This is a genomic window from Streptomyces phaeofaciens (genome assembly GCF_014648915.1).
GTDB classification, from domain to species: Bacteria; Actinomycetota; Actinomycetes; order Streptomycetales; family Streptomycetaceae; genus Streptomyces; species Streptomyces phaeofaciens.
On sequence record NZ_BMSA01000005.1, the window covers coordinates 277,745 to 299,043 of the forward strand.

20 protein-coding genes are annotated in these 21,299 nt (G+C 72.0%); 4 read left to right on the forward strand and 16 right to left on the reverse strand.

What is annotated here, in order from left to right; translation table 11 throughout:
* Positions 1-24: 24 nt before the first annotated feature.
* The 5 genes from IE275_RS12770 to IE275_RS12790 all read right to left on the reverse strand — a co-directional run bounded on the left by IE275_RS12770 (position 25) and on the right by IE275_RS12790 (position 3,973).
* On the reverse strand, positions 25-645 hold the full coding sequence (locus tag IE275_RS12770) for a GTP-binding protein (protein ID WP_189710985.1): 621 nt from the start codon (positions 643-645) through the stop codon (positions 25-27).
* Positions 626-1,054, reverse strand: coding sequence for a DUF742 domain-containing protein (locus tag IE275_RS12775; RefSeq protein WP_189710986.1), 429 nt, complete (start codon positions 1,052-1,054; stop codon positions 626-628). The genes IE275_RS12770 and IE275_RS12775 overlap by 20 nt, the downstream gene beginning before the upstream one ends.
* Positions 1,051-1,458, reverse strand: coding sequence for a roadblock/LC7 domain-containing protein (locus IE275_RS12780; RefSeq protein ID WP_189710988.1), 408 nt, complete (start codon positions 1,456-1,458; stop codon positions 1,051-1,053). The genes IE275_RS12775 and IE275_RS12780 overlap by 4 nt, the downstream gene beginning before the upstream one ends.
* Complete coding sequence (locus IE275_RS12785; protein WP_229870213.1) at positions 1,455-3,074, reverse strand: sensor histidine kinase; 1,620 nt, start codon at positions 3,072-3,074, stop codon at positions 1,455-1,457. The genes IE275_RS12780 and IE275_RS12785 overlap by 4 nt, the downstream gene beginning before the upstream one ends.
* Positions 3,075-3,346: 272 nt before the next feature.
* Positions 3,347-3,973 carry a TetR/AcrR family transcriptional regulator gene (locus tag IE275_RS12790; RefSeq protein WP_189710990.1) on the reverse strand — a complete coding sequence of 209 codons (627 nt, stop codon included), beginning with the start codon at positions 3,971-3,973 and terminating at the stop codon, positions 3,347-3,349.
* Positions 3,974-4,137: 164 nt separating this feature from the next.
* Here IE275_RS12790 and IE275_RS12795 point away from each other — a divergent pair, with 164 nt between their 5' ends.
* Genes IE275_RS12795 through atzF form a run of 4 tightly spaced genes read left to right on the forward strand, consistent with a single transcriptional unit; the run spans position 4,138 to position 10,728 of the window.
* Positions 4,138-4,962, forward strand: coding sequence for an urea amidolyase associated protein UAAP1 (locus IE275_RS12795; RefSeq protein ID WP_189710992.1), 825 nt, complete (start codon positions 4,138-4,140; stop codon positions 4,960-4,962).
* On the forward strand, positions 4,959-5,564 hold the full coding sequence (locus IE275_RS12800; protein ID WP_189710995.1) for an urea amidolyase associated protein UAAP2: 606 nt from the start codon (positions 4,959-4,961) through the stop codon (positions 5,562-5,564). Before IE275_RS12795 ends, IE275_RS12800 begins: the two co-directional genes overlap by 4 nt.
* Positions 5,561-9,067, forward strand: a complete 3,507-nt coding sequence (locus IE275_RS12805) for a 5-oxoprolinase/urea amidolyase family protein (RefSeq protein WP_189710997.1) — start codon at positions 5,561-5,563, stop codon at positions 9,065-9,067. Before IE275_RS12800 ends, IE275_RS12805 begins: the two co-directional genes overlap by 4 nt.
* A gap of 14 nt (positions 9,068-9,081) precedes the next feature.
* Positions 9,082-10,728, forward strand: a complete 1,647-nt coding sequence (gene atzF, locus IE275_RS12810; protein WP_189710999.1) for an allophanate hydrolase — start codon at positions 9,082-9,084, stop codon at positions 10,726-10,728.
* A 63-nt stretch (positions 10,729-10,791) separates the two neighbouring features.
* On the opposite strand, the gene IE275_RS12815 is transcribed toward atzF, so the two are convergent.
* The 11 genes from IE275_RS12815 to IE275_RS12865 all read right to left on the reverse strand — a co-directional run bounded on the left by IE275_RS12815 (position 10,792) and on the right by IE275_RS12865 (position 20,926).
* Positions 10,792-13,650 (reverse strand): DEAD/DEAH box helicase, encoded by a 2,859-nt coding sequence (locus tag IE275_RS12815; RefSeq protein WP_189711001.1) that lies wholly within the window; start codon positions 13,648-13,650, stop codon positions 10,792-10,794.
* A gap of 131 nt (positions 13,651-13,781) precedes the next feature.
* A complete protein-coding gene (gene tatC, locus IE275_RS12820) occupies positions 13,782-14,738 on the reverse strand; it encodes a twin-arginine translocase subunit TatC (protein WP_189711003.1) in 957 nt (318 codons plus the stop codon).
* A 47-nt stretch (positions 14,739-14,785) separates the two neighbouring features.
* Positions 14,786-15,073: a Sec-independent protein translocase subunit TatA gene (tatA, locus tag IE275_RS12825; RefSeq protein ID WP_189711005.1), complete on the reverse strand. Its 288-nt coding sequence runs from the start codon at positions 15,071-15,073 to the stop codon at positions 14,786-14,788.
* A 327-nt stretch (positions 15,074-15,400) separates the two neighbouring features.
* Positions 15,401-15,595 carry a hypothetical protein gene (locus IE275_RS12830; RefSeq protein WP_189711007.1) on the reverse strand — a complete coding sequence of 65 codons (195 nt, stop codon included), beginning with the start codon at positions 15,593-15,595 and terminating at the stop codon, positions 15,401-15,403.
* Positions 15,596-15,614: 19 nt separating this feature from the next.
* Positions 15,615-15,905, reverse strand: coding sequence for a hypothetical protein (locus tag IE275_RS12835; RefSeq protein WP_189711009.1), 291 nt, complete (start codon positions 15,903-15,905; stop codon positions 15,615-15,617).
* A complete protein-coding gene (locus IE275_RS12840) occupies positions 15,902-16,954 on the reverse strand; it encodes a helix-turn-helix transcriptional regulator (RefSeq protein ID WP_189711011.1) in 1,053 nt (350 codons plus the stop codon). Before IE275_RS12840 ends, IE275_RS12835 begins: the two co-directional genes overlap by 4 nt.
* 18 nt (positions 16,955-16,972) lie before the next feature.
* The gene (locus IE275_RS12845) at positions 16,973-17,926 is read right to left on the reverse strand and encodes a helix-turn-helix transcriptional regulator (RefSeq protein ID WP_189711013.1); all 954 of its coding nucleotides are present in this window, start codon (positions 17,924-17,926) and stop codon (positions 16,973-16,975) included.
* 179 nt (positions 17,927-18,105) lie between these two features.
* Entirely contained in the window at positions 18,106-18,477 is a 372-nt protein-coding gene (locus IE275_RS12850) for an FKBP-type peptidyl-prolyl cis-trans isomerase (RefSeq protein WP_189711015.1), read from the reverse strand.
* 55 nt (positions 18,478-18,532) lie between these two features.
* The gene (locus IE275_RS12855; RefSeq protein ID WP_189711016.1) at positions 18,533-19,516 is read right to left on the reverse strand and encodes an FKBP-type peptidyl-prolyl cis-trans isomerase; all 984 of its coding nucleotides are present in this window, start codon (positions 19,514-19,516) and stop codon (positions 18,533-18,535) included.
* 152 nt (positions 19,517-19,668) lie between these two features.
* Positions 19,669-20,337 carry a hypothetical protein gene (locus IE275_RS12860; protein ID WP_189711018.1) on the reverse strand — a complete coding sequence of 223 codons (669 nt, stop codon included), beginning with the start codon at positions 20,335-20,337 and terminating at the stop codon, positions 19,669-19,671.
* Between the two features lie 16 nt (positions 20,338-20,353).
* Positions 20,354-20,926: a matrixin family metalloprotease gene (locus IE275_RS12865; RefSeq protein ID WP_189711020.1), complete on the reverse strand. Its 573-nt coding sequence runs from the start codon at positions 20,924-20,926 to the stop codon at positions 20,354-20,356.
* Positions 20,927-21,299 lie beyond the last annotated feature (373 nt).

The window sequence follows — 21,299 nt, forward strand, 5'->3', positions numbered from 1 at the left end:
GCGGGTGGTGCGGGTGCGGCCGGTTCAGGCCAGGCCGTTGCTCAGGGCCAGGGCGTGCAGGAAGCGCATCAGCGTCATCAGGACGTCGCGGCTGGAGGCCCGGCGGCGGGCGTCGCACTCCACGATCGGGATCTCGGGTGCCAGGTCGAGGGCGGAGCGCAGGTCGTCGAGCGGGTAACGAGGGCCGTCCGGGAAGGTGTTGACGGCGACCACGAAGGGCACGCCGCGCTCCTCCAGCCGGCCCATGACCTCGAAGCTGACCTCCAGACGGCGGGTGTCGACCAGGACGACCGCGCCGAGGGCGCCCTCGAAGAGGCCCTCCCACAGGAACCAGAAGCGTTCCTGGCCGGGCGTGCCGAAGAGATAGAGGACGACCTCGTCGGTGATGCGGATCCGGCCGAAGTCCATGGCGACCGTGGTGGCGGTCTTGGTCTCCGAGCCGTAGTTGTCGTCGACCCCGATGCCGGCCTGGGTCATGGTCTCCTCGGTGGTCAGCGGCTTGATCTCGCTGACGGAGCCGACCATCGTCGTCTTGCCGACGCCGAAGCCGCCCACGATGACGATCTTCGCCGCCGCCGTCGTGCTCTGCGGGAGATGGTCCTCGGCCCGTGGGCCGGGGATCGTGTCAGAGCCGTTGAAGTCCATGCATCACCGCTTCGAGAAGGGACCGGTCGGGGAGGTGCTGCCGGACGATCGGGGCGCGTGCCTGCACGAGTTCGGCCGCCAGCATCTCGGTGAGCAGCACCGACACCACACTGAACGGCAGGCCGAGATAGGCCGACACCTCGGCCACCGACAGCGGGGCGCCGCACATCCGCAGCACCGCCGTCTGTTCCGGGGTGGCCGACGACGGGGGTTCGGCACGCGCCACGATTAAGGTCACCAGGTCGAGGGGCGCCCGCTCGCCGTCCGGGCCCGTGATGATGTACAGGCGCTCGGGGTTCTTCTTCTCCCCCTCCTCCTGCTCCTCCTGCTCGACGGGCTCGGGGGCCGGGGGAGGTGCCGGGACCGGCTCGGGTACGGGGTGGCGCCGCCGGCGTTGCGGAGGCGTCATACGGGGTGCCCGTTCCGGCGGGGCGGACTGGTCAGATGGGCGCCGATCCGGACCACCAGGTCGCGCATCGAGGCGCTCATCCGCCCGGGTTCGCAGCGCACGTCGGCGAGGACCGCGAGATAGGCGTTGGCGCCGGCGGACATCATGTAGAAGTAGCCGCCGTCCATCTCGATCATGACGAGGTTCATGTCGCCGTTGACGGAGGGCATCTCCTGGGCGACGGCGCCGGCCAGGCTCTGCAGGCCCGCGCAGGCGGCGGCGACCCGGTCGGCGGCATCGGGCTCACCGGCGTAACGGGCGATGCGCAGTCCGTCGGCGGAGAGGACGACGATCATCTCGATGCCCGGAACGCCGTCGTACAGCTCCTTGAGCACCCAGTCGAAGTTCTGGCGCTGCTGGATCACGTGAGGTCCCCTTCATCGTCGGCCTCGGTCTTGGCCTTGTCTTCGATCAGGTGCAGGTAGGCGGTGGGGTTGCGGGTGAAGTCGGTGGGGTGCACGCCGGGCGGGGCCTCCTTCTTCAGGCCCTCCCAGAACGCCTCGAACGCGAGCCCCGGCTCGGGCTTCTTCCGCTCGGGCACGGGCTCCTGCCGGGGCCGGGCGAACGGGTCCGGCTCGCCCGCGCGTTCGGCGGCCTGGGCGGCGTACGCCTCGCGGTAGCGCTGGGTGATGGAGATCGTCGACTTGCTGCGGCGCTGCGGCAGCCCCTGCTCGGTCCACTCGGTGACCACGGGGACGTCGTCGTCCAGCGAGACGTTGGCCGGGATCTTGGGATTGGTGGGGCGGCGCTTCTTGGGCGGGCGCTTGGGGCCCTCGATCCCGCCCAGTTCGATCTGCGGTACGGCGGTGGCGCCGATGCCGTGGGCGAAGCCGGGGGCGGGGTCGGAGGTCATCATCTCGCTGGGCACGATGAGGACGGCCCGCACTCCGCCGTACGCGGAAGTGCGCAGCGAGACCTGGAGGTTGAACGACGTGCAGAGCCGGCCGACGACGGCCAGACCGAGCCGCGGGGCGCCCCCGAGGTCCTGGATGGTGACGCCGCGCATGGCGTCGTCCAGCATCTTCTCGGTCTTGGCGCGGGCCTCCTCGCTGAGGCTGACGCCCGCGTCCTCGATCTCGATGGCGATGCCGGTCTGCACCTCTACGGCGTTGACGTGCACCTTGGTCTGGGGCGGCGAGAAGCGGGTCGCGTTGTCGAGGAGTTCGGCGAGCGCGTGGATGAGCGGCTCGCAGGAGAGGCCGCGGATGTTGACCTTGGCGATGGAGTCCAGCTGGATGCGCCGGTAGTCCAGGATCCGGGACATGGCGCCGCGCAGCACGCTGTACAGCGGGACGGGCTGGGGCCAGCTGCGGCCGGGGCGGCCGCCGCCGATCACGCCGATGGAGTCGGCGAGGCGGCCGATCAGCGTGGTGCCGTGGTCGATGCGCAGCAGGTCGTCGAAGACCTCGGGGTTGCGGCCGTGGTCCTCCTCCATCTCCCGCAGTTCCGCGGACTGCTGGTGGACGATCGCCTGGACCCGGCGGGCGACGCTGACGAAGGCGCGCTGGGCGGAGTCGCGCAGGGCCTCCTCGTAGTCGACGATCTCCAGGACCTTCCGGATCACCGCGCGCTGGGCGTCGTCGAGGTCGCGATAGGCCGGATCACCCTCACGAAGGTGGTTCATCACCTCCCTGGGGGAATTTCCGCTGCGCAGCCACTCCACGGTCAGCGGCACGATGTCGTCGGCGAGGCGCCGGTTGTCCTCCTGGTGGGTGGCGACGCGCCGTTCGAGGTGGGCGATGCGCTGGTCCTGCCGGGCGCGCAGTTCGCCGAGTCGTCGGCCCTGGCGCAGCGCCTGGGCCCCCGCCGCGGTCACCAGGAGGGTGGCGACGGCTCCGCAGACGCCGACGGCGAGCCGGGCCTGCACCGCCACCAGGGCGACGGCGGCTCCGGTCGCCGCGGCCGTCAGTATCGCGGGCAGCAGGATCAGACGCGCGGAGGGAAGTTCTCGGCGATCGGGTGGGGACTGAACTCTCGCCATGTGGGCACCCTCGTATAGGGATCTGTCGGCATCTTCGTAATATTTGGGAACAAGCGCACGAATACACCGCAACTTGGTGCGCCGCGGGCGAGCTTAGTCCGACCGGATCATCGCTGTGTCATATTCAGCAACCACCTGAAACCGACCGTGCGAGTGGAGTACCCTCGGCCCCATTTGCACGCTCAGGCATCAGTCGCACACACTCGGTCACGGCGAACACATGTGCCGAACCGGCTCACCGGGACGGGTGAGCCGGCCCCTCCGCGGGTGTCTCAGGCCCCGGCGATGCGCAGCGCCGCGTCGGCGGTGGCGCGGGCGAACTCCGAGACGGGACGCTCCGGATCGGAGCGGTGGACGAGGATGACACCCTCGATCAGCCCGAAGACGAGATCGGTGCGCAGATCGAGCCCGCTCTTCGCGAGCGCCCCGCCCGCGGCCGTGGCGGCGATCAACTGCCGGTAGCCGTCCTTGAGTTCGGCGCGCACGGCATGGAAGCCGGCGAACCGCTCGGTGCGCACCTCGGGCAGCAGATAGAGCCCGCCCAGGTTGTGCGGCCCGGCGCACAGCAGCTCGACGTCGGTGCGGCACAGCTCCCAGAGCCGGCCCTCGGCGGGCCGGGTGTCGTCGGCGAGCAGCTCACGGGCGCAGACCAGCGAGGGCGTGACCGTGGACTCCAGGAGCTGGGCGAGCAGCTCCTCCTTGCCGGACACGTAGTGGTACATGGACGCCTGGCGCATGCCCGCCCGCTCGGCGACGACCCGCGTGGTGGTGGCCGCGTACCCGCGGGTGGTGAACAACTCCGCGGCGGCGGCGAGCAGTTCGGCGCGCGGTTCGAGGCCGCTGTCCGGCCGCTGCGCGGCCCGCGGCCTGCCGACCCGACGCCCGCTGCTGCTCCCCATGCCTTCGATCCTCGCACACCGCGACGGACGGCGATCTTCGACGAGCCCCGTGAGGAGTCGGTAACGGCCCCGCAACCCGAGGGCAACGGCGCCGACCCGGCCCGCACCTAATTTCTGTCGGGCGACAGAAATAGCCGCCGACCCGGAGGAGAAGAGGTCCCGCGATGGCGACAGCGACCACCTACGGAGCACGCGCCCACGCCCGCGCCCAGCAGGGCACCCGGACCGAGGCCATGCCCGTCGTCCCGGCGGCCCAGTGGCCGGCCCCGCCCTGCGAAGCGGGCCACCTGGTGTGGGCCGAGACGGTGGCGGGCGGCAACTACACCCACCGGGTCCTCGCTCGCGGCACCGAACTGCGCCTGACCGACCTGCGCGGCGACGCCTGCGCCCATCTGCTGCTGTACGCCGACGGCCGCCCCTGGGAGCGGCTGAACGTCGCCGACACGGTCAAGGTCCAGTGGAACGCCTACCTCGGCGAGGGCGTCCTGCTCCTCTCCGACCAGGGCCGGGTCCTCGCCTCGGTGGTCGCCGACACCTCCGGCCGGCACGACGCGCTGTGCGGCACCTCCACCCTCGTATGCAACACCGGGCGCTACGGCGACGGCACCCCGCAGAGCCCCTCCCCCGCCGGGCGCGAGCTGTTCAAGCTGGCCGCGGCCAAGAACGGCCTCGAACCCCGCGACCTGCCGCCCTCGCTGTCCTTCTTCCAGGGCGTGGAGATCCGCGACGACGGCTCCCTCGACTTCACCGGCTCGGCCGGCCCCGGCGCCGGCGTCACCCTGCGCGCCGAGCAGGACCTCACGGTCCTGATCGCCAACGTGCCGCACCCGGCCGACCCCCGCCCCGCGTACGTCAGCACCCCGCTGGAGGTGCTCGCCTGGCGCGCGGCGCCCACCCGCCCCGGCGACCCGCTGTGGGACACCACCCCCGAGGGCCACCGCGCCTTCCTCAACACCGCCGAATTCCTGACCTCCAGGGGGCTCGCATGAGCACGAAGACCGTGGTCCCGGCCCGCGCGGCCTGGTCGTCCGTCGTCCACGCCGGCGAGACGCTCACCGTCACCGACCTGCACGGCAACCAGGCCGTCGACTTCCTCGTGTACGACGCCCACGACACGTCCGTGCGCTACAGCGCGCCCGACACGATCCACGCCCAGGGCGGCATCTTCCTCACCACGGGCAGCGTGCTGATGTCCAACGAGCACACCCCGCTGATGACGGTGACCGCCGACGCCGTCGGCCGGCACGACACCGTCGGCGGCGCCTGCTCCAAGGAGTCCAACACCCTGCGCTACGGCCATCACACCTTCGCGCAGCACGCCTGCGTGGACAACTTCCTGGCCGAGGGCGCCCGGTACGGCCTCGGCAAGCGGGACCTGGTCTCCAACATCAACTGGTACATGAACGTGCCCGTCGAGAAGGACGGCACCCTCGGCATCGTCGACGGCCTCTCCGCCCCCGGCCTCGCCCTCACCCTGCGCGCGGAACGGGACGTCCTCGTCCTCGTCTCCAACTGCCCGCAGATCAACAACCCCTGCAACGGCTTCGAGCCCACGGCCGTGGAGATGACGATCACGAAGGCGGACGCATGACCTTCGACACCCTGCTGGTCGCCAACCGGGGCGAGATCGCCGTCCGCATCATCCGCACCGCCCGCGAACTGGGCCTGCGCACGGTCGCCGTGTACTCCGACCCCGACCGTTCGGCACCCCACGTCCGGCTCGCCGACGAGGCGGTACGGCTCGGCCCCGCGCCCGCGAAGGAGTCGTACCTCGACGCCGACCTCGTACTGAAGGCCGCCAAGGACACCGGCGCGGGCGCCGTCCACCCGGGCTACGGCTTCCTCTCGGAGGACGCGGCCTTCGCCCGCCGCTGCGCCGACGCCGGGATCGTGTTCGTCGGCCCGACGCCGGAGCAGCTGGAGCTGTTCGGCGCCAAGCACACGGCCCGCGCGGCGGCCGAGGCGGCCGGGGTGCCCCTGGCGCCGGGCACCGGACTCCTGCCGGACCTCGCCGAGGCCCTCGCGCGGGCCGAGGCCGTCGGCTACCCGGTCATGCTCAAGGCCACCGGCGGCGGCGGAGGCATCGGCATGTCCGCCTGCCGCTCCCCCGAGGACCTCACCGACGCCTGGGAACGCGTCCAGCGCGTCGCCGCCGCCTCCTTCTCCTCGGCCGGCGTCTTCCTGGAACGCCTCGTGGAACACGCCCGCCATGTCGAGGTACAGGTCTTCGGCGACGGCGAGGGCCGGGTCGTCACCTTCGGCGACCGCGACTGCTCGCTCCAGCGCCGCAACCAGAAGGTCCTGGAGGAGGCGCCCGCACCCGCGCTCCCCGACCGGGTACGCCGGCACCTGGCGCGGGCCGCGCGCGACCTGTGCGCCTCCGTCGGCTACCGCTCGGCCGGCACCGTCGAGTTCGTGTACGACGCCGCCCGCGAGGAGGCCTCCTTCCTGGAGGTCAACACCCGTCTCCAGGTGGAACATCCGGTCACCGAGGAGATCTACGGCGTCGACCTCGTCGCCTGGATGCTGCGGCTGGCGCGCGGCGAGCGGGACGTCGTCCGCGACCCGGGCCCGCCGCGCGGTCACGCCGTCGAGGCCCGCCTCTACGCCGAGGACCCCAGCCGCGGCCACCGGCCCAGCGCGGGCCTGCTGACCCGGGTCGAGTTCCCGGGCGGGGTGCGCGTCGACGGCTGGGTGGAGACGGGCACCGAGGTGACCACCTCGTACGACCCGATGCTCGCCAAGGTCGTCGCGTACGGCCCGGACCGGGAGCAGGCGCTGCGCCGCCTCGACGAGGCGCTGGCCCGGACCCGGATCGACGGCATCGAGACGAACCTGGGGCTGGTGCGGGCGGCGCTCGCGGACACCCGGTTCGCGGCGGCCTCCCACTCGACGGCGACCCTCGCCGAGGTGCACGACCCGACCCCGCGCATCGAGGTCGTCGCCGGCGGCACCCTGACCACCGTGCAGGACTGGCCCGGCCGCACCGGCCACTGGCAGGTGGGCGTCCCGCCGTCCGGCCCGATGGACGACCGCTCGTTCCGCCTCGGCAACCGGGCGCTGGGCAACCCCGAGGGCACGCCCGGCCTCGAATGCACGCTCCAGGGGCCTTCGCTGCGGTTCACCCATCCCACCACCGTGTGCGTCACCGGCGCCCCGGCCCCGGTCACCGTCGACGGCACGCCGGCCGCCCAGTGGGAGCCGGTGACCGTGCCGGCCGGGGCACTGCTGGAGATCGGCGCACCCGGCGAGCACGGGCTGCGGACGTACGTCCTGTTCGCGGGCGGCCTGGACGTGCCCGCGTTCCTGGGCAGCGCGAGCACCTTCACCCTGGGCCGGTTCGGCGGCCACGGCGGCCGGGCCCTGCGCACCGGGGACGTCCTGCACGGCGGCACGGTCACCGAGGGCGTGCCGGTCACGGACCGCCCGTCGTTCGGTTCCGTATGGCAGCTCGGCGCGGTCGAGGGCCCGCACGCCGCCCCGGAGTTCTTCACCGAGGACGACATCCTCGACTTCTACGCCGCCGACTGGAAGGTCCACTTCAACTCGGCCCGCACCGGGGTGCGGCTGGTCGGGCCCAAACCGCGCTGGGCGCGCACCGACGGCGGCGAGGCCGGCCTGCACCCGTCCAACATCCACGACACCCCCTACTCCGTCGGCGCCGTCGACTACACCGGCGACATGCCGGTCCTGCTCGGCCCCGACGGCCCCTCGCTCGGCGGGTTCGTCTGCCCGGCGACCGTGCTCAGCTCCGAGCGCTGGAAGCTGGGCCAGCTGCGCCCCGGCGACACGGTCCGCTTCCGGCCGGTCGACCCGAGTGGCTCCCCGCGCCCCGAGATCGTCGACGGCGGCGTACTGGCCCGGGACGGCGACGTCACGTTCCGGCGCAGCGGCGACGACAACCTGCTCGTCGAGTTCGGCCCGATGCAGCTGGACCTGGCGCTGCGGATGCGCGTCCACGCGCTGATGGAGACGGTGGACCGGGCCGGCCTGGACGGGGTCACGGACCTCACCCCGGGCATCCGCTCCCTGCAGATCCGGACCGACCCGCACCGCCTGACCCAGGACGCGCTGCTCGCCGCCGTCCGGCAGTGGGTGACGGACCTGCCGCCCACGGACCAGCTGGTGGTCCCCTCGCGCACCGTGCACCTCCCGCTGTCCTGGGACGACCCGGCGACCCGTGAGGCGATCGCCCGCTACATGGCGGGCGTCCGCGACGACGCGCCCTGGTGCCCGTGGAACATCGAGTTCATCCGCCGCGTCAACGGCCTGGACTCGGTGGCGGACGTCTACGACACCGTCTTCGCGGCGGAGTACCTGGTCCTGGGTCTCGGCGACGTCTACCTGGGCGCCCCGGTCGCCACCCCGCTCGACCCCCGCCACCGGCTGGTCACCACGAAGTACAACCCGGCCCGCACCTGGACGGCCGAGAACTCCGTCGGCATCGGCGGCGCCTACCTCTGCGTCTACGGCATGGAGGGCCCCGGCGGCTACCAGTTCGTGGGCCGGACGACCCAGGTGTGGTCGGCCTGGCAGCAGCGCGGCGCGTTCGAGGCGGGCTCGCCCTGGCTGCTGCGCTTCTTCGACCGGATCCGCTGGTACCCGGTCGACCCGGACGAACTCCTCGACCTGCGGGCCGACATCACGTCCGGGCGTTTCGTGCCGCGCATCGAGGAGGGCACCTTCTCGCTCGCCGACCACCAGGCCTTCCTCACCGAACACGCGGAGTCCATCGCGGAGTTCGCGTCCCGGCAGCGGACCGCGTTCGCCGCGGAACGGGACGCGTGGGAGGCGGCCGGCGAGTTCGCGCGCGCGGACGCGGCGACGGCACCGGCCGCCGCCGCGGCCGAGGTGACGGTCCCGGCGGGCGGCCGGCTGGTCGAGGCCGAGTTCGCCGCCTCCGTGTGGCAGCTGAACGTGGCACCGGGCGACGCGGTCACGGCGGGGCAGCCGCTGCTCGCACTGGAGGCGATGAAGATGGAGTCCCGGGTGCACGCGCCCATGAGCGGCGTGGTGACACGGATCCTGGCCAGGCCGGGCGACCAGGTGGAGGCGGGCACGGCACTGGTCGTCCTGGCCCCGGCCGCGAACTGAAAGAGGAACAGGACATGTCCACCACGCTCTCGCGCGTCCGTGCCGCCCACGCCCGCATCGACGCCGTCGACCGCCCGGAGATCTGGATCGACCTGCGTCCGCGGGACGAGGCCGAGGCGGAGGCCCGCACCATCGACGCACGGGTGGCGCGCGGCGAGCACCTGCCGCTCGCCGGCCGGCTGCTGGCCGTCAAGGGCAACATCGACGTGGCCGGCCTGCCCACGACGGCGGGCTGCCCGGCGTACGCCTACCGGCCCGCCGCCGACGCCCCGGTGGTGGCCCGGCTCCGGGCGGCCGGTGCGCTGGTCCTGGGCACGACGAACCTGGACCAGTTCGCGACGGGCCTGGTGGGCACCCGCTCCCCGCACGGCGCGGTCCGGGGCGCCGTGGACCCCACCCGGGTGAGCGGCGGCTCCAGCTCGGGCTCGGCCGTCGCGGTGGCCCTCGGCATCGCGGACCTGGCCCTCGGCACGGACACCGCGGGCTCGGGCCGGGTCCCCGCCGCCTTCAACGGCGTCGTCGGCCTGAAACCCACCCGCGGCCTGGTCCCCACCGACGGCGTGGTCCCGGCCTGCGCCTCCCTGGACTGCGTGACCGTGTTCGCCCGCACCCTCCCGGAGGCCGAGCTGGCCATGGCCCATATGACGACCGGCACCCCGGCAGCCCTCCCCGGCCGCACCCCCGGCCCCTGGCGCGTCGCGGTCCCGCCGCTCGCCCAGCTCGGCGAGCTGGACCCCGGATGGGCCCAGGCGTACGAGGCGGCGGCGGAGCGGCTCGCGGCGGCCGGGGCCGAGCTCCGCCCCCTCGATCTGACCCCGTTCACCGAGGCCGCGGCGATGCTGTACGAGGGCGCGTTCGTGGCCGAGCGCTACACCGCGGTGGGGAGCTTCGTCGACACGTTGCTGGAGAAGGGCGGCGAGGGCCTCGACCCCACGGTGACCGCGATCATCACCCGCGCCCGTGACATCCCGGCCCACCGGCTCTTCGCCGACCAGGAGCGGCTGGCCGCCCTGCGGACCCGGGCCCTGGCGGAACTGTCCGACGCGGACGCCCTGCTGCTGCCCACCACCCCCGGCCATCCCACGCTCGCCGAGGTCGCCGCCGACCCGCTGGGCGCCAACGCCCGGCTGGGCCGCTTCACCAACTCCACCAACCTCTTCGACCTGGCGGCGGTGGCCGCTCCGGCGGGTGCGGTCGACGGCCTCCCGTTCGGCGTGATGCTGATCGGCCCGGCGTTCACGGACGAGCGGCTGGCGAGGATCGCGGCCCTGCTGCAACCGCAGGCGTACCTGGCCGTGGTGGGCGCCCATCTGACGGGGCAGCCGCTGAACCCCCAGCTGCTGTCCCTGGGCGCGGCCTTGGACCGTACGACCACGACGGCCGCGGTCTACCGTCTGCACGCCCTGGACACGACACCGGCCAAACCGGGCCTGGTGCACGTGGGCGAGGGAGGCGCACCGATCGAGGTGGAGGTCTGGCGGCTGCCGACGGCGGGCCTGGGCGGCCTCCTGGCGTCCCTGCCCCGCCCGATGGCCCTGGGCCGGGTGGAACTGGCGGACGGATCCGACGTCCCCGGCTTCCTCTGCGAACCGGGCGCGCTGACGGACGCCGAGGACATCACGCGGCACGGAGGCTGGCGCTCCTACCTGAACGCACGGTGAGCGTCCGGCCGTGCGGGGAGCCGCGCGAACCCTCGCGCACTCCCCGCACGGCCGGACGTCCCGTCACCCCACCGAGGAGTAGGCGACGACCCCCCGCAGCAACTGCTCGACGGCCTTGCGCGCGGCCTTGGCCACACCCGCCCCCTGACCGGAGGCGGGCGCCGCCGCGGAGATCTGCCCGAGCACGTCGATCACCTGCTTGCACCACCGCACGAAGTCCCCCGCCGGCATCTCCGCCTCGCGCAGCACCTCGTCGAGCCCCTTCCCGGAGGCCCACATGTAGGCGGCCCAGGCGAAACCGAGATCGGGCTCGCGCTGGCCGACCCCCTCCGTCTGGTTGATCCGGAAGTCCTCCTCCAGGGCGTCCAGCCGCCCCCAGATCCGGACCATCTCGCCCAGCGCCGCCTTGGCCCTGCCGGACGGCAGCTTCGGCGCCATCGCGTCGTCGCCGACCCGCGCCTCGTACACCAACGCGGAGACGCACGCGGCCAGTTCGGCGGGGTCCAGCCCCTCCCACACCCCGGCGCGCAGACATTCGCTCGCCAGCAGGTCGAGTTCGCCGTAGAGGCGGGCCAGCCGCTTGCCGTGTTCGGTGACGTCGTCGGCGCGCAGATAGTCCAGCTCGGTCAGCAGGGCCACGATCCGGTCGAAGGTGCGGGCGATGGTGTTCGTGCGCCCCTCGATGCGCCGCTCCAGCTGCGAGGTGTCCCGCAGCAGCCGGTGATAGCGCTCGGCCCAGCGGGCGTGGTCCTCCCGCTCGTCGCAGCCGTGGCAGGGGTGGGCGCGCAGGGCCGTCCGCAGCCGCGCGATCTCGCGGTCGTCGGCGGCCTGCGCCCGCTTCTTGCGGGCCCGCTCCGGCGGAATGTGCCCGGCCTTGGTCCGCAGCGCGGACGCGAGGTCGCGGCGGGACTGCGGGGAGCGCGGGTTGAACGACTTCGGGATCCGCATCCGCTCCAGTGCCTCGACCGGCACCGGGAAGTCCATCGACGCCAGCCGCTTGACCTGGCGTTCGGCGGTCAGCACCAGAGGGCGCGGCCCGTCGTGCTGTTCGAAGCCGCGGTGCCCGTTGGCCCGCCCGGCCGGCAGACCGGGATCCAGCACCAGGGCCAGCCCCGCGTACTTCCCGGTCGGCACATGGATGACGTCGCCCGGCTTCAGCTTCTCCAGCGCCACCGCGGCCTCGGCCCGCCGCTGGGAGGCGCCCTGGCGGGCCAGCTCCGTCTCGCGGTCCTTCAGGTCGCGGCGCAGGCGCGCGTACTCGTCGAAGTCGCCGAGATGGCAGGTCATGGAGGCCCGGTAGCCCTCCAGGCCCTCCTCGTTGCGCTGCACCTGCCGGGAGATCCCGACGACCGACCGGTCCGCCTGGAACTGGGCGAACGAGGTCTCCAGCAGTTCGCGCGAGCGGTGCCGCCCGAACTGCTCGACCAGGTTGACCGCCATGTTGTAGGACGGCTTGAAGCTGGAGCGCAGCGGGTACGTGCGGGTGCCCGCGAGTCCGGCGAGGTGGTCGGGGTTCATGGCGCGCTGCCACAGCACGACGGCGTGGCCCTCGACGTCGATGCCGCGCCGGCCCGCACGGCCGGTCAGCTGGGTGTACTCGCCGGGCGTGATGTCGGCGTGCTGTTCGCCGTTCCACTTGACGAGCTTCTCCAGCACCACGGACCGCGCGGGCATGTTGATGCCCAGCGCCAGCGTCTCGGTGGCGAACACGGCCTTCACCAGGCCCCGCACGAACAGCTCCTCGACGACCTCCTTGAAGGTCGGCAGCATGCCCGCGTGGTGGGCGGCGATCCCGCGCTCCAGGCCCTCCAGCCACTCGTAGTAGCCGAGGACGTGCAGGTCCTCGTGGGGGATCGCGGCCGTCCGCTCCTCGACGAGCGCGCGGACCTGCGCCCGCGCCTCCTCGTCGTTGAGCCGCAGCCCGGCGTAGAGGCACTGCTGGACGGCGGCCTCGCAGGCGGCGCGGCTGAAGATGAAGGTGATGGCGGGCAGCAGCCCCTCGGCGTCGAGCCGCTCGATGACCTCCGGCCGCCCCGGCGTCCACACGCGCGAGCGCTGTCTGCGCTCCCGCTCCCGGTCCGCCTCGCGCAGATTGCGGCCGCGTCTGCGGTCCTGGTACGAGGGTCGGCTGGCCTCCATCCTGGCCAGCCGGGCGAGGTCGGGGTTGACGGCCCTGCGGTGGCCCTCGCCCTCCTCGAACAGGTCGTACATCCGGCGGCCGGCGAGCACGTGCTGGAACAGCGGCACGGGCCGGTGCTCGGAGACGATCACCTCGGTGTCACCGCGCACGGTGTCCAGCCAGTCGCCGAACTCCTCGGCGTTGGACACGGTCGCGGAGAGGGAGACCAGGGTGACCGACTCGGGAAGGTGGATGATCACCTCTTCCCACACGGCGCCCCGGAAGCGGTCGGAGAGGTAGTGCACCTCGTCCATCACCACGTATCCGAGGCCGAGGAGGGTCTGCGAGCCGGCGTACAGCATGTTCCGCAGCACCTCGGTGGTCATCACGACCACCGGGGCGTCGGAGTTGACGCTGTTGTCGCCGGTGAGCAGGCCGACCTTCTCGCTGCCGTAGCGGCGGCACAGGTCGGAGTACTTCTGGTTCGACAGCGCCTTGATGGGTGTCGTGTAGAAGCACTTCTTGCCCTGCTCCAGGGCGAGGTGGACGGCGAACTCGCCCACGATCGTCTTGCCCGAGCCGGTGGGGGCGGCCACCAGGACGCCCTTGCCCGCCTCGAGTGCCTGACATGCCTCGATCTGGAAGGGGTCGAGACCGAAGTCGTACATCTCGCGGAAGGACGCGAGCGCGGTGGCCTGCTCGGCGGCACGCCTGCGCGCAGCCGCGTACCGCTCGGCCGGTGAGAGATCCTCTGTCATCGTGCTTTCGAGCGTACCGGGCCCCACTGACAACAGGACGATCATTATCCGGATCGGGGTCCGTGAAACCTCGGTTCACGCAGTTCAGGGGCGCGCGGCGTGCCCGGCGCACACAACGGAAACGGTCGGCCGCTCTGGGTGAGCGTGCCGACCGCGGCCTGGTGGAGAAGGTTCGGTCAGGTCACGTCGTCGTATCCGTTGACCCGGTCCGTGCTCGTCTGCTCGGGCAGCCGGGCGGCGCCGACCGACTCGACCTCGCCGATGTCCTCGGGGGTGAGGTCCAGATCGGAGGCCTCGTCGTCGTCGGGGCCCCGGGCGTCGCGGCTGCGCCGGCGGCGGTCGTTCAGCAGGGAGAACGCGACCGCGCCGAAGTACAGGATCCAGATCGGTCCGGCGAGCGCCAGCATGGAGACGGGGTCCGTGCTGGGGGTGGCGACGGCCGCGAAGACCGTGATGCCGATGATCATGGCGCGCCACCAGCCGAGCATGCGCCTGCCCGTGATCATCCCCGTGAGGTTGAGGAAGACCAGCAGCAGCGGCAGCTCGAAGGAGAGGCCGAAGACGATGACCATGCGCGTGACGAGCTGGAGCAGATCGTCCAGCGGCAGGAGGTTGCTGACCCCGCCCGGCGTGAACTCGATCAGCACCTTCGCGGTGGTCGGCAGCACGACGTAGGCGAAGTAGCCGCCGCCGAGGAAGAGCGGGACACCGGTGCCGACGAACGCGTAGGCGTACTTGCGCTCCTGCTGGTGCAGCCCCGGGGCCACGAAGGCCCACAGCTGGTAGAGCCAGACCGGCGAGGCGAACACGACTCCCGCCATCAGGGAGACCTGGAGAGCGAGCGTGAACGGGGCGAGCAGACCGTTGATCGTGATGCTGGCGCACTTGTTGGTCGCGTCGCCGTTGTTCAGCGTGCTCGCGATCTCCTCGAAGGTCTTCCCGCAACCGACCGAGTCGAGGATCGGCTTGGTGAGGAAGTTGATGATGTCGTTGTAGAAGAAGGCGGCGACGACCGTCACGACGACGATGGCCAGCAGCGCCTTCGCGAGCCGGTTGCGCAACTCACGAAGATGCTCCCCGAGCGGCATCCGCCCCTCGGGGTCTTTCTCCTGTTTGCGGGCAGACTTGAGCAACCCACGTTCCCATCTCGTGCGGCGGGCCGGAGGTCACCGGCCCTGCGTCAGCGCTTGGTCGTGTCCGTCGGCTCGGTGACCGGACGGGAACTGGTCACATCGCCGGGGGCGGCCTGGATGGTGCGCTGCGCGGGGCCCTGCTCACCGGGGTTCGGCGGGCCGGCCGGGGTGGCGGTGCTGCTGCCCTCTTCCTTCATCGCCTTGGCCTCGCTCTTGAGGATGCGCGCGGACTTGCCGAGCGAGCGGGCCATGTCCGGAAGCTTCTTCGCGCCGAACAGCAGGATGATGACGACGAGGATGAGAATGATCTCGGGGGCGCCGAGCCTTCCGAACATAAGTCTTTACCTTCTCACCGAGGCGGCTGGATGGGGGGTGCTGTCCGACCGGTCGGACAATTGTCCGAACGGTCGTGTTGGCAGCGATCGTAACGCTCAGGGGTAAACGAGAGGCAATCCCCGTGCGTACTCCCGGTCCGCGGTCCGCGCCTCGTTCTCCGGGCCGCGATCAGCAGCGTACCCGCCCCCACCGTCGCGGTGGGAGGGCGAAGTGGCGCAAAACGCATTCCCCGCAGGACTCACAGGACCGCCACAGCGGTCCACGAGGCTCGTCACAGCCGTGGTCACAGGCTTCCCACAGTCCCGGTCACCCGTTGCGGGCCGCCGTCACAGGGTGTCCGCGGCCCGGGCCGCGCTCACGGCCGCCCGCTCCAGGTCCTCGGCCGCGCGGTTGATGCGCCGGGCCGAGTCCGCCACCTGCCGCCCCAGGCGCCGCGCCTCCAGGAAGACCCGGACGGCGAACACCGCGAGGACGGCGAGACCCAGAAAACCCACGGCAACCGCGAACATCGGCCAGAACATGAGCCGAGCCTAGACCGTCTCAGGGCGCGTGCAGGCGCAGGGTCCTGACCCCGCCGCCGGTGAGCAGCTCGACGATCCGCTCGCCGGCCGGCTTGCGCACGGCCGCGCCGCAGTCGGGGCAGGTGAAGGAGTAGAAGGTGGTGCGGCTGGTGGCGCCGATGGCCAGGCGCAGGGCGCTCGCGGCCAGCTCGAAGCGGCCCCGGCAGTCGGGACAGCCGGCCCGGAACATCACCGGGCCCACACTGCGCATCCCCGCGAACGCCGAGGCCACCGAGACGGCCCGCGCACCCGACGTCATCGACTCGCTCACAGCCCCTGCTCCCGCCCGTCGATCCGCGTGTCCGGCCGCCCGCCGCCCGAGGCGCCCTGTTCCGCCTCGATCCCGTCGTACGCCGCCAGCGCCTCGCGGGCGGCCCGGCGGGCGCTGTCGGCGAGGTCCGGCGGCGAGACGATCCGGCCGTCGCGGCCGAGCCGCAGGGCCAGGCGCCTGAGCGAGGCCGGTTCGGGCGTACGCAGAGTGATACGCAGCCCGCCGTCCGCCAGTTCATCGGCGCTGTCGTGCGGGTAGTACTCGGCGACCCAGCGGCCGCCCGGGCCGACCTCGATCACGACCTCCGGGTCCTCGGCGGCCGGCTGCACCAGCGCCTCCGACAGGTCGCGCAGCTCGATCTCGGGCGGGGCGGACGGCTCGTCGAGGATCCTGATCTCGGCGACCCGGTCCAGCCGGAAGGTGCGCCGGGCCTCGGAGCGGCGGCACCAGGCCTCCACGTACGTGTGGCCGACGCTGACCAGCCGGATGGGGTCGATCTCGCGCTCGGTGAGCTCGTCGCGAGCGGGCGAGTAGTAGCGGATCCACAGCCGTCGGCGCTCGGAGATCGCCCGGTCGACGTCGGCGAAGACCCCTCCCTCGGACTCGAAGGTCACCGAGAGGCGGGCGCTGGCGCCGGCCGCCTCACCGGCCGCGGTCTCCACCTTGGCGGTGGCGCGCAGGAGCGCCTGGCGGTCACCCTCGCGCAGACCGGGCAGCGTGGCCACGGCCCGCGCCGCCACCAGCAGCGCGGTCGCCTCGTCGGCGGCCAGCCGCAGCGGCTCGGCGGCCTCCGCGCCGAGCGCGGCCGGGTTGTGCCACCAGATGCGCTCGCCGTCGGTGTCGATGTCCAGCAGATCGCCGCCGCGGAAGCTGGTGCCGCACATGGGCAGCACGTCGAGGTCCGAGACCAGTTCGTCCTCGGTGATGCCGAAGGCGCGCGCGACGTCCTCGATCCGCGCGCCGGGGCGCTCCCTGAGATAGGTCACCAGGGAGAGCATCCGCCGGGTCTGGTCGATCGCGTTCGCCGGCCTGACCGGTTTGCCTGCCACTGTGTTGTCCGCTCCCCCTCAGCCCTTGGCCACGGCCCGTAGCCGGTCCATGACGTCCGCCCGCAGCTCGGCGGGCTCCAGGACGACCACGTCCGGTCCGAACTCCACCAGCCAGGCATCCAGCCCGTGTCCGTACGGAATCTCCAACTCGTCCCAGCCGTCGCCGAGTTCCCGCACGGCGGCGGCTTTCGCCCGCAAGGGGTAGCCGGCACCGGCGCGCAGCCGGATCAGCGCGCTGCGGTCGGCGGTCTCCCCCGCCCAGCTGGCGACGGTCTCGCGGACGGTGACGACATCGGGCACCGCCGCGGTGAAGCTCGTACCGCGCGAGCGCACCTTGCCGGTGATCCGCGACAGCCGGAAGACGCGCTCGGCGCCCCGGTCGCGGTCGAAGCCCGCCAGGTACCAGTGGCCGCGCCAGCACTCCAGCGCCCAGGGCTCCACATGCCGGGGCTCGGGGTGGGCGGCGTTGGCCTTGCGGTAGTCGAAGACGACCGGGCGGCGGTCGCGGCAGGCCAGCATCAGCGGCTCGAAGGCCGCCTCGTGCACGGGGATCCGGGGCTCCAGCGCGCCGTGCGCCTCGTACGGGTCGACGTCCTCGGGGAGACCGGCCGCGCGCAGCTTCTGGAGCGCGCCGCTGGCCGCGCCCGCGAGCCGGGCCTGCTGCCACACCTTGGCGGCCAGTCCGAGCGCGGCGGCCTCCTCGGCGTCCAGCGTGATGGGCGGGAGGCTGTTGCTGTCGCGGCGGGCGAGATAGCCGATCTCGCCGTCGAGGCTCTCGACCGTCTCGATGACCAGGCCCAGCTCGCGCAGATCGTCCTTGTCGCGCTCGAACATCCGGTTGAAGGAGTCGTCCGATCCCGCCTCGAGGTAGGCCTCGATGGACTCGCGCAGCTCCCGCTTGCTCAGCGGTCTGCGTGTCCCGAGCAGGCACAGCGCGAGGTTCATCAACCGCTCGGCCTTGGCAATGGCCATCGACGCCCTTCGCCTTCCCTATGGTGCTTACGATCGACGACCGTACCGCTCCGCGGTGCCCGGACAAAAGCCGAGGGCCCATGCCCGGACAGGCATGGGCCCCAAGTGGCCGGGACCGGTCGCACGACGATCATGAGTGATCGGATCGTACGACGATCACCACACCGGTGGTACGACGATCAGACCTTCAGCAGGTCGACGACGAAGATCAGGGTCTCGCCGGGCTTGATCGCGGGGGTCGGGCTCTGGTCGCCGTAGGCCAGGTGGGCCGGGATGGTCAGCTGGCGACGGCCGCCGACCTTCATGCCCTGCACGCCCTGGTCCCAGCCCTTGATGACCCGGCCGCCGCCCAGCGGGAAGGTGAACGGCGTGCCGCGGTTCCAGCTGGCGTCGAACTCCTCGCCCGTGCTGAAGGCGACACCCACGTAGTGGACGCTGACGTTCTGGCCGGCCTGCGCGACCTCGCCGTCGCCCTCCCAGATGTCCTTGATCTCGAGGTCCTTCGGGGGCTCGCCGCCCGGGAAGTCGATCTCGGGCTTTTCGATGCTCACTTCATCACTCCTTGTTGCGTGACGTACACCGGAAACACTCTCACAGACCGGCCCGTCAGACCGTGCCGAGGATGTCCACCACGAAGACCAGCGTGTTCTTCGCCAGCTCGCTGCTCGGGCTCGCGCCGTAGCCGAGCGAGGGCGGGATCACCAGGAGCACCCGGTCGCCCACGTTCTTGCCGACCAGGCCCTTGTCCCAGCCTTCCACCACGGAGCCGGTGCCGATCTGGAAGGCGGTGGCACCGCCGTGGTCCCAGGACGAGTCGAACTTCTTCCCGTCCTCCCACTTGACCCCGGTGTACTGGGCGATGAGCCCCTCGCCGGCCTCGACCTTCTTGCCGGTGCCCTTGACCAGCACCTGCTCCTCGAGTTCCTTGGGGGGCTTGGCGCCCTTGGGGATGGTGATGACCGCCGCCTTCTGCGACGGAACCTCGACCTCGGGCAGACCCGGCTCGGTGGCCGCCTGCTCGCCCTTGACCTCGGCCTTGGCGTCGACGGTGGCGGCACCGACGGGGTCGACGACCCAGATCAGCACGTCCTTCGCGGCGATCCCGGCGGAGGTGTTCAGGTTCTCGCCGATCAGGTCGCCCGCGGTGCCCTGCACCAGGATCCGGCTGCCGGGCTTCTTCCCCTTGACGGCGTCGAGGACCTTCTCGGGCAGCTGCTGGCTCTGCTTGCCGATCTGCTCGACGGACTGGCGCCGGGGCGTCCCGCCGGCGGTCGACGTCTCCGCCCAGGTGCCGCCGAGTTCCTGGTCGCCGCCCCACTTCTCGACGGTCCAGTCGAGCCGGACGAAGTCCGAGGCCTTGATCGGGGTTCCGCTGCCCTCCGAGACCGTCTTGACCACGGTCTTCTCGGACGGCTCGCCGTCCTTGGGCACGGAGATCTCGGGCTTCTCCCCGACCTTCCCCTTGACCTCGGCGACGCCTCCCGCCGCGGTGTCGCCGTTGTTCCCGTCGTCCGATCCGCACGCGGCGGTGAACAACAGGGCGGGAACGGCCAGCAGCGCGGCCACGCGTCGTTTCGTGTTGTAGTTCATCAGTCCAACTGGGATCGGGGGTGGGGGGCAATGGCCGCCACTCTACGACCTACGCGCTCCCCGGACGGATCACCGCACGACACGCCGTGGCCCTGGACCGGGTTTCCGGCCCAGGGCCACGTTCGCCGCGGGTACGGCTCACGGACGGACGGTCAGGAGGCCGTACCGCCGTCCAGCGAGCGGAGCTCGCCGAGGAACTTCTCCCGGTCCATCCGGTCGGCCGGGCCGCCGTCGTGGGCGCCGCCCGCGTACGTGGCGTCGACGACGGTGTCGCCGGCCTCCCGGTAGAGGAAGTTGGGCGTGATGGCCGGGTCGGTCTCCGAGTCGACGGCCTCGTACTCGCTGCCGAAGACGACGAGCGAGGCGCCCTTGTCGAAGGTCTCCTTCGCCGGGGCCTCCTCTATCTCGTACCGGACGCCGTCGGCGGTGCCGCCCATCGATCGCAGGACGACCTCGGCGCCCTTCTTCAGGCCGCCCTTGTGCACCTCGTCGACGCGGACGACGACGGGCGTGTAGACGACCTCGAACGTCGATCCGTCGTCGAGCACGTCCTTGGCGTACACGTCGGGACGGGTGTCCACGACCGTGCCCTCGAAGACGTTGTCGTTCATCGGGAACGCCAGGGCGGCCGCGGGGCTGCTGTCGACCGCGTACGGGTGCCCCGATATGACGCGGACCGCGCTCCTGGTGTCCTTGCCGGCGGCCCGGTCACGCCCGTCGTCGCCGGCACCCGAGCACGCCGAGGCGCCGAGTGCGAGCAGGACGAGAGCGGCCGCCGCGCGCGCCGCAGTGCGTGGTCCCACCATGCGTACTGCGCTCATCTCTTCGTTCCCCCGATTAGTAGAGTGCCTTGATGCCCGCGATGTCGTCGCTGTTCAGCGCGCGCCGCGTGCCCGTGTTGATCGCCGTCATGACGGACTTCTTCTCCGCGTCGGTGTACGCGGAGCCGTCCGAGCAGTGCGGGGCCCAGGGGTGGGCGAGTCCGTTGAAGTGGCCGACCTCGTGCACGACGACCGTCTGCACGTCCGCCTTGCCCTCGCCGATGTTCTGGCTGGCGTTCACCCAGGTGAACCTGTTGGACAGGTACAGCGTTCCGCCGTTGTGGGTGCCGCCGGAGCGCTGGGCCGAGGCGTACCCGGGCGCACTGCCCATGAGGCTGGTGTAGCTGTAGGAGGCGCGGAAGGCGTAGATCTGCCAGCCGCCGGTGTAGACGGGCGAGTTGTAGGTCAGCGCGGAACCGCTGCGGTTCCACTGCTTCAGCCCGCCGTTGAGGCCGTTCCTCATACCGCTGGGGAACGTGGTGTTGGCGCCTATGGTCTTCGCGCCGGTGGCGTTCCACTTCGTCATGCCGGTGCGGCAGTACGCCTGGGCGGGCGAAGCGGTCGCCCCCACCAGCACCGTGGCGATCACGGATCCCGCCGTGGCGAGCACGGCCGCCGTACGAGCCCTTGTCGTGACAGAGCGCAAAATGAGCCCCCGTTGTGTGTGAATGCCTCTGATGTCCCCGGCCGGGGACATCACAGCGATACCGTCGTTATGGCTTGGTCATGGCCATGACGGCTGGCCAGAAGCTAGCACCACGCCACCGGGGAAGGCGCGTGAATTTGCGCGCACGACAGCGGAGCGGGGGCCTCCCCGCCGCCACGGGCTCCGGCGTGTCTTCCGCGGCGGTCCGACCCCGCGTGATAGGGGCCCGTCGACGCACCCGCGGGGTCTCCCGGTGGACGATCGGGGCGAACGGCACCGAAAGCTGCCAGGAATGATCAATTCCGGTCAGGCCGCC

What these genes read in the sequence shown, in the direction of transcription:
- IE275_RS12785 (WP_229870213.1), bottom strand. Translation starts at nt 3,074, where the DNA reads ATGGCGAGAGTTCAGTCCCCACCCGATCGCCGAGAACTTCCCTCCGCG.
- atzF (WP_189710999.1), top strand. Translation starts at nt 9,082, where the DNA reads ATGTCCACCACGCTCTCGCGCGTCCGTGCCGCCCACGCCCGCATCGAC.
- IE275_RS12830 (WP_189711007.1), bottom strand. Translation starts at nt 15,595, where the DNA reads ATGTTCTGGCCGATGTTCGCGGTTGCCGTGGGTTTTCTGGGTCTCGCC.
- IE275_RS12795 (WP_189710992.1), top strand. Translation starts at nt 4,138, where the DNA reads ATGGCGACAGCGACCACCTACGGAGCACGCGCCCACGCCCGCGCCCAG.
- IE275_RS12770 (WP_189710985.1), bottom strand. Translation starts at nt 645, where the DNA reads ATGGACTTCAACGGCTCTGACACGATCCCCGGCCCACGGGCCGAGGAC.
- tatA (WP_189711005.1), bottom strand. Translation starts at nt 15,073, where the DNA reads ATGTTCGGAAGGCTCGGCGCCCCCGAGATCATTCTCATCCTCGTCGTC.
- IE275_RS12790 (WP_189710990.1), bottom strand. Translation starts at nt 3,973, where the DNA reads ATGGGGAGCAGCAGCGGGCGTCGGGTCGGCAGGCCGCGGGCCGCGCAG.
- IE275_RS12845 (WP_189711013.1), bottom strand. Translation starts at nt 17,926, where the DNA reads ATGGCCATTGCCAAGGCCGAGCGGTTGATGAACCTCGCGCTGTGCCTG.
- IE275_RS12860 (WP_189711018.1), bottom strand. Translation starts at nt 20,337, where the DNA reads ATGAGCGCAGTACGCATGGTGGGACCACGCACTGCGGCGCGCGCGGCG.
- IE275_RS12775 (WP_189710986.1), bottom strand. Translation starts at nt 1,054, where the DNA reads ATGACGCCTCCGCAACGCCGGCGGCGCCACCCCGTACCCGAGCCGGTC.
- IE275_RS12815 (WP_189711001.1), bottom strand. Translation starts at nt 13,650, where the DNA reads ATGATCGTCCTGTTGTCAGTGGGGCCCGGTACGCTCGAAAGCACGATG.
- IE275_RS12805 (WP_189710997.1), top strand. Translation starts at nt 5,561, where the DNA reads ATGACCTTCGACACCCTGCTGGTCGCCAACCGGGGCGAGATCGCCGTC.
- IE275_RS12855 (WP_189711016.1), bottom strand. Translation starts at nt 19,516, where the DNA reads ATGAACTACAACACGAAACGACGCGTGGCCGCGCTGCTGGCCGTTCCC.
- IE275_RS12800 (WP_189710995.1), top strand. Translation starts at nt 4,959, where the DNA reads ATGAGCACGAAGACCGTGGTCCCGGCCCGCGCGGCCTGGTCGTCCGTC.